General features: G+C 48.2%; 4 protein-coding genes and 1 other annotated feature. All 4 genes read left to right on the top strand.

Annotation, left to right across the window (positions count from 1 at the left end):
- The first annotated feature begins 148 nt into the window (after positions 1 to 148).
- Positions 149 to 1,195 carry a Fic family protein gene (locus HMPREF9443_RS02365; protein WP_009144904.1) on the top strand — a complete coding sequence of 349 codons (1,047 nt, stop codon included), beginning with the start codon at positions 149 to 151 and terminating at the stop codon, positions 1,193 to 1,195.
- A gap of 213 nt (positions 1,196 to 1,408) precedes the next feature.
- Positions 1,409 to 1,622 (top strand) — a binding site (T-box leader).
- A 124-nt stretch (positions 1,623 to 1,746) separates the two neighbouring features.
- Positions 1,747 to 2,778, top strand: coding sequence for a phenylalanine--tRNA ligase subunit alpha (gene pheS / locus HMPREF9443_RS02360; protein WP_040564813.1), 1,032 nt, complete (start codon positions 1,747 to 1,749; stop codon positions 2,776 to 2,778).
- A gap of 12 nt (positions 2,779 to 2,790) precedes the next feature.
- Complete coding sequence (gene pheT, locus HMPREF9443_RS02355; RefSeq protein WP_009144901.1) at positions 2,791 to 5,244, top strand: phenylalanine--tRNA ligase subunit beta; 2,454 nt, start codon at positions 2,791 to 2,793, stop codon at positions 5,242 to 5,244.
- A 168-nt stretch (positions 5,245 to 5,412) separates the two neighbouring features.
- Positions 5,413 to 6,177, top strand: a complete 765-nt coding sequence (locus HMPREF9443_RS02350) for a cyclase family protein (protein WP_009144900.1) — start codon at positions 5,413 to 5,415, stop codon at positions 6,175 to 6,177.
- Positions 6,178 to 6,527 lie beyond the last annotated feature (350 nt).

Genomic DNA, 6,527 nt, shown 5'->3' with positions numbered 1-6,527 from the left:
AACAGCCCAACCCCAAAATTTGGACCAATGCCTGAAAAAATTAATCGCCCTCTGAAAAGCTGATTTCAGGGGGCGATTTTCCCTTATCCTATTGGTGATTCCCTTATTTTATGGTATAATTTAAGGAAATGGAAGGAGGAGTAAGGGAATGAGAAGCTTTAACTACTCAATAATTAGAGAACAAAAATGGGATTCAGAAATTTTGAGCTTGATAGCTGCAATTTATAAAGAGGCAGGTAAACAGGAGCTTTTTGTAAAGCAACGGCCGGAAGAGCTAAATAAGCTGGTAGAAATAGCAAAAATTCAAAGTACGGAAGCGTCTAATGCGATTGAGGGCATTGTTACGACTAGCACTAGAATACGTGAGCTTGTAAACGAGAAAACAACACCGAGAAATCGTGATGAGCAGGAAATTGCCGGCTATCGTGATGTATTAAATATAATACATGAGAATTTCGATGTTATCCCCATCTCCAAAAACTATATTTTACAGCTTCATAAAATTTTGTATGGACATATGAATAACCCGCTTGCAGGAAGAACAAAAAGCGTGCAAAATTATATCAGTGCTACTTACCCGGATGGTAGTACTAAGATTTTATTTACACCGCTTGCTCCTTACGAAACACCGGAAGCGCTTGAGCGTATCTGTGAAGAATATAATATGGTTATAGGCAATTCGGAGCTAGAACCGCTTATCGCTATACCTATTTTTATTCATGATTTTTTATGCATTCATCCCTTTAATGATGGCAATGGAAGAATGAGCCGCTTGCTGACAACCTTACTTTTGTATAGAAGTGGTTTTTATGTTGGAAAATATATTTCTTTGGAAGCTAAAGTTGCGCAGAATAAGGATTTATATTATGAAGCGTTGGCTGATTCGCAAATAGGCTGGCATGAGGGTAAGGAAGATGCTATACCATTTGTAAAATATATTTTGGGGACCATTCTTGCTGCTTATAAAGACTTTGAAGAACGTATGACTATCATTGAGCCTAAGCTTTCTGCGCTGGAAATGGTACGTAGAGCAAGTGAAAATAAAATTGGACGCTTTAATAAGCAGGATATTCGTGAGCTTTGTTCTACGCTTAGCGACAGCTCTATTGAAGCTGCTCTGCGTAAGCTGGTGCTTTCCGGTGAATTGCAAAAAGAAGGCAAGGGGAAAAGCACTTGCTATTTTAGAGTTAAATGAGGGTATTAAAAATAGAGTAAAATTAACCGCCATATGAAAAGCTGATTTCAAGGGGCGGTTTTGTCCAATATTTGTTACTTTCGTCCAATTATATACCAATTTTGGACGAAAAGCAAATAGGCTGGATGAAAGGAGAAAATAATAAATCATTTTTCCCCTCTTTATCTTTTGCTCAAAAAGTGCTATAATAAACATCAAATTGAATCGACCCCTGATAACACGATGAACAAGCAAGTAGGCTTAAGGCTGTGTTTAAGAGAGCGAAGTCGCCGGCTGTAAGCTTCGCACACAAAATTATGCCGAAGTTCCCTTGGGAGTGTCCTGCCTGAAGGCCGCATGGCTGCGTAGGGTGGGCGTAAGGCTGCGTTAAAGCTTGCAAATGAAGGAACAAATTTGGGTGGTACCGCGAAATTTTTTCGCCCCTGTAAACTTATCAGTTTTGCAGGGGCGTTTTCTTATTTTTGGCTGACAGCTGATAAAGCATCATCTGCTGCGGTTATTCCGCATATCTGATACTTTCTAAGCAGTCCAATGAAGAAAGGATGAAATCAATGAAAGAAAAATTAGAAGCATTAAAAGCACAGGCTTTAGAAGAGCTTGCTGCCGTAACTTCTCTTGATGCGCTTAAGGACCTGCGCGTCAAATATCTGGGCAAAAAAGGCCCGATGACCGAAATCCTGCGCGGCATGGGCAAGCTGCCTGCCGAAGAGCGTCCGAAAATCGGCCAGATTGTTAACGAAATCAAGGCTGAGCTGGAAGGCAAAATCAACGAAGCAACTGCCATGCTGGAGAAAAAAGCGCTGGCTGACAAGCTCGCTAACGAGCAGGTTGATATTACTCTGCCGGGCCGCAAGCCGAAAACCGGTCATCTGCATCCCGTAACATTGACCATGCGTGAGATTAAGAAAATCTTCATGCGTATGGGCTTTGATGTTTGTGACGGTCCGGAAATTGAGGATGTATACCACAACTTCACCGCATTGAATCTGCCGCCTGATCATCCGGCACTGGATATGCAGGATTCCTTCTATATTACCGAAAATTATCTGCTGCGCACCCAAACCTCCGGCGTGCAGGCGCGTACTTTGGAAAGCAAGGAGCCTAACACTCCGATTCGCATGATTTGCCCCGGTACCGTTTACCGCTGCGACTACGACGCAACCCACTCCCCGATGTTCCATCAGGTAGAAGGCCTTGTTGTAGATAAAAACATCAGCCTGGCAGATTTGAAGGGCACTCTGGAGCTGTTCTGTAAGCAAATGTTTGGCGAGGATGTTAAGGTTCGCCTGCGTCCTTCCTACTTCCCGTTCACCGAGCCTTCTGTAGAAGTGGACGTATCCTGCCCGATTTGCCATGCTAAGGGCGGCGGCTGCCATGTATGCAAGGACAGCGGCTGGCTGGAAATCCTTGGCGCCGGTGTTGTACATCCCAACGTACTGCGCATGAGCGGTTATGATCCCGAGAAAATGACCGGTTTTGCCTTTGGTCTGGGCGTTGAACGTATCGCTATGCTGAAATACGGCATTGACGATTTGCGCCTGTTCTTCGAAAACGACCAACGCTTCATCAGTCAGTTCAAATAAGGAGGATCAATCATGCTTGCATCTTTAGAATGGTTAAAACAATATGTAGATATTAACATCTCCGTTGCGGAGCTGTGCGATAAAATTACCCGTGTCGGCCTGGAGGTTGACACCGTTACCCAACTGGGCAAGGGCCTGGAGGGTGTAATCACCGGTAAGGTTATGGAAATTCATCGTCACCCGGACAGCGACCACCTGTGGGTTTGCATGCTGGATTACGGCCAAGGCGGCGAGCCGGTGCAGATTCTTACCGGCGCGCAAAACGTACATCAATATGACATTGTGCCTGTTGCCGTAGTTGGCAGCGTACTGCCTCCGAGCGAGCGCAACCCGCAAGGCCTGAAGCTGAAAAAAGCTAAAATGCGCGGCCTTGATTCCTTCGGTATGCTGTGCAGTGCCGATGAGCTGGGCATTGAATCCAAGCTGCTGCTGCCGGAGCAAAGAAACGGCATCTTCATTCTGCCGGAAAACACTCCGATTGGCGTAGACATCAAAACCGTTTTAGGCCTGGATGATACCGTTATCGATATCGACCTGACCAGCAACCGTGCCGACTGCTTCAGCATTATCGGTCTGGCGCGCGAAATCAGCGCTATTACCGGCTGCCCGCTGAAAATGCCCGCTATGGACGTTAAGGAAGCTGCTGCAGGTAAGGCCAGCGATTATGTAAACGTAAAAATTGACGCACCGGAGCTTTGCTCCCGCTTTGCTACCCGCGTGCTGAAGGATATCAAAATTATGCCTTCTCCCGAATGGATGCAGCGCCGTCTGCGTGCCTGCGGCGTGCGCCCCATCAGCAACGTAGTTGACGTAACCAACTATGTAATGCTGGAGCTGGGCCAGCCGATGCATGCTTATGATGCCGACAAGGTTGCAGGCCACACTCTGATTGTGCGCCGTGCAGAAGAGGGCGAAAAGCTTGTTACCCTCGACGGCAGGGAGCGTGAGCTGACCTCCGCTATGATTACCATCGGTGATGCCGAAAAGGCTGCCGGTCTTGGCGGTGTTATGGGCGGTCTTTTGACCGAGGTTACCGACGAAACCAAGAACGTTATTCTGGAGGCTGCTTCCTTCCACGGTCCTTCCATTCGCCGCACCTCCCGTGCGCTGGGCTTGCGCAGTGAAGCCAGCGGTCGTTTTGAGCGTGGCGTAGATACCATCCGCGACCATGACGCACTGAACCGTGCTGCTCACTTGCTGGAGCAAATGGGTGCCTGCGAAACCTTCAGCGGTATCGTAGAGGCTTATCCGGAAGAGCTGAAGCCGGCGGTAATCACCACTACCGCAGCAAAGATTAACGGCCGCATCGGCGTAAACATCGCTGAGGACGAAATGGTTGCTATCCTTAGCAAATTGGGCTTCGGTGTAGAAGCAAAGGACGGCGAGCTGCTGATTACCGCTCCTACCTGGCGCCGTGATATCGACTGCGATGCCGATATCAGCGAAGAAATTGCGCGTATGCATGGCTATGATTTCATCGAAAGCCATCAGCCGGAGCTGACCATCACCCAAGGCAGCCAGTCTGTACTGGACGATGTTAAGGATGATGTACAGGATTACATGGTAGGCGCAGGCCTGAGCGAAATGATGACCTACAGCTTCATCAAGGCTAACGCTTACGATAAAATGCTGCTGCCGGCAGATGATGCACGCCGTAACTGCATTGAGCTGCTGAACCCGATTACCGACGCCTTCTCCGTAATGCGTACCACCATGGTTCCGAGCGCACTGCAGACTGCCTCCTTTAACCTGCGCAACCACAACAGCAGTGTTGCTCTGTTTGAAATCGGCCGTATCTTCCTGCCGAAGGCACTGCCGCTGACCGAGGATCCCGCAGAGCGTCAGCTGCTGACCGCAGTACTGAGCGGCAGCCGCAAGGCACTCAACTGGTGCGATGATAAGGGCAGCGTTGACTTCTATGATATGAAGGGCATCGTTGAAGGCCTGCTGGAAGCAATGCAGGTGAGCGATTACACCATGACTCGCAGCCAACAGCCGTACCTGCATCCGGGCAAGAGCTGTGACATCGTTGTTAATGGCGAGGTTATCGGCTCCTTCGGCGAGGTACACCCGGTAGTTCAGGAAAACTTTGAGCTGGATCAGGTTACCTACGTGCTGGAAATGGCCGTAGAGCCTTTGGTAGCAAGCGCAACCGCTGTACCGCAATACAAGCATCTGCCCAAGTTCCCGAGCATGAGCCGTGATATTGCCGTTGTTGTTCCGGCAGAGGTAACCAATGCCGAGCTGGAGCAGGTTATCCGTGCGCATGCAGGCGAGCTGCTGCAGGGTGTGCGTGTATTCGATATCTACACCGGCAAGCAGGTTGCCGCAGGCTGCAAATCCATGGCCTTTAACCTGACCTATCAGGCTGCTGACCGCACCCTGACCGACGCTGAGGTTGATGCTTCTATGAAGAAGGTAATCGCTGAGGTTGCCGAAGCATATAAGGCTAAGCTGAGAGATTAATTAAGATATAATTATTACATATAAAAGGACTCGCTGCCGCTTTTTAGCGGTGGCGGGTCTTTTGCATTGGTACAAAAATTCCGTTGTTAAAATATCTGCTTTACAAATTCCTATCGATGTACTAAGATAATAGTGAGGACCAATATTTTTTATTGAGGGGGTTTTCTTATGTACAAATTATGGAACATGTTAGCAGAAATGCAATCAGATGCTTATGAATGGGTGGAGCTTTCCCACTCCATGAACAACGACAGCCCGGTGTGGAGCGGTATTCCCGCAGGCTCGGTAGAGGTTAGCAAGACAGTTTTCGATTGGGGCAACCCGATGCTGGAATGTTTGATTCAGACCTTCAAATTTCCCGGCCAATACGGCACACACATTGACTTTCCCGGTCACTTTGTTAAGGATATGCCTTTATCTGAAGCGTTCGGCGCGCAGCAGATGCTGTTTCCCTTGTGCGTGATTGATATCACAGCCAAGGTGGCGGAGGATGTGCATTACGCCGTAACGGTGGAGGACATCAAGGCTTATGAGGCAGAATACGGAGCGATTCCCGACGGTGCCTTTGTGGCACTGCGCACCGACTGGTATAAAAACTGGCCGGATATGGATAAGCTGAGCGGTATTGCTGCCGACGGCAGCGAAAACTTCCCCGGCTGGTCTCTGCCGGCGCTGCAATATATTTATGAAGAGCGCAATGCTGCAGCCAACGGCCACGAAACACTGGATACAGATGCTTCGGCAGAGGCTGCCAAGGCAGGAGATTTGGCGTGCGAGCGCTATGTGCTGGGCAAGGGCAAGCTGCAGATTGAAGTGCTGCAGAACCTGGACCGCGTGGCACCTGCGGGAGCATTGCTTGTTGCTGCTTGGCCGCGCATTGAAGGAGCGACCGGCTTGCCGGCGCGTGTGTTGGCAATTACTCCGAAAAAATAAAAAATTTGCTTGCTTTAAGCTGACAGATCAAGAAAGAAGCGTACATACGGAGTGTGAGTATGTACGCTTTTTTATTGGCGTGAAAGGTAATGAAGAAAACAGGAGAAATTACCAATTACAGGAGAAGAAAGAGAGAAATGTGTGCGAAAACTGAGTTTGCTTTTACGTCAAGCTTGTGAGATTTTAATCACAATAAACTGTCTTAATTTGTATTATGAGGCGAAAAAGGGTAAGGGTTTAAAATAAATCGGACAAAAGCCAAAAGCATGAATTTAAACTCTCAGGTTAAAGACCTCTGTGTATACATAAAATTTTCCGTGCTAGCGTAAAGTTTTTGTAGGAAAAACGGG

Source organism: Phascolarctobacterium succinatutens YIT 12067, assembly GCF_000188175.1.
In the GTDB taxonomy this organism is placed as follows: domain Bacteria; phylum Bacillota; class Negativicutes; order Acidaminococcales; family Acidaminococcaceae; genus Phascolarctobacterium_A; species Phascolarctobacterium_A succinatutens.
This window is presented reverse-complemented; position numbering and strand designations above follow the sequence as displayed.

Bases quoted from the DNA above. Each gene is read 5' to 3' on its own strand.
- HMPREF9443_RS02365 (WP_009144904.1), top strand. From the start codon at position 149: ATGAGAAGCTTTAACTACTCAATAATTAGAGAACAAAAATGGGATTCA.
- pheS (WP_040564813.1), top strand. From the start codon at position 1,747: ATGAAAGAAAAATTAGAAGCATTAAAAGCACAGGCTTTAGAAGAGCTT.
- pheT (WP_009144901.1), top strand. From the start codon at position 2,791: ATGCTTGCATCTTTAGAATGGTTAAAACAATATGTAGATATTAACATC.
- HMPREF9443_RS02350 (WP_009144900.1), top strand. From the start codon at position 5,413: ATGTACAAATTATGGAACATGTTAGCAGAAATGCAATCAGATGCTTAT.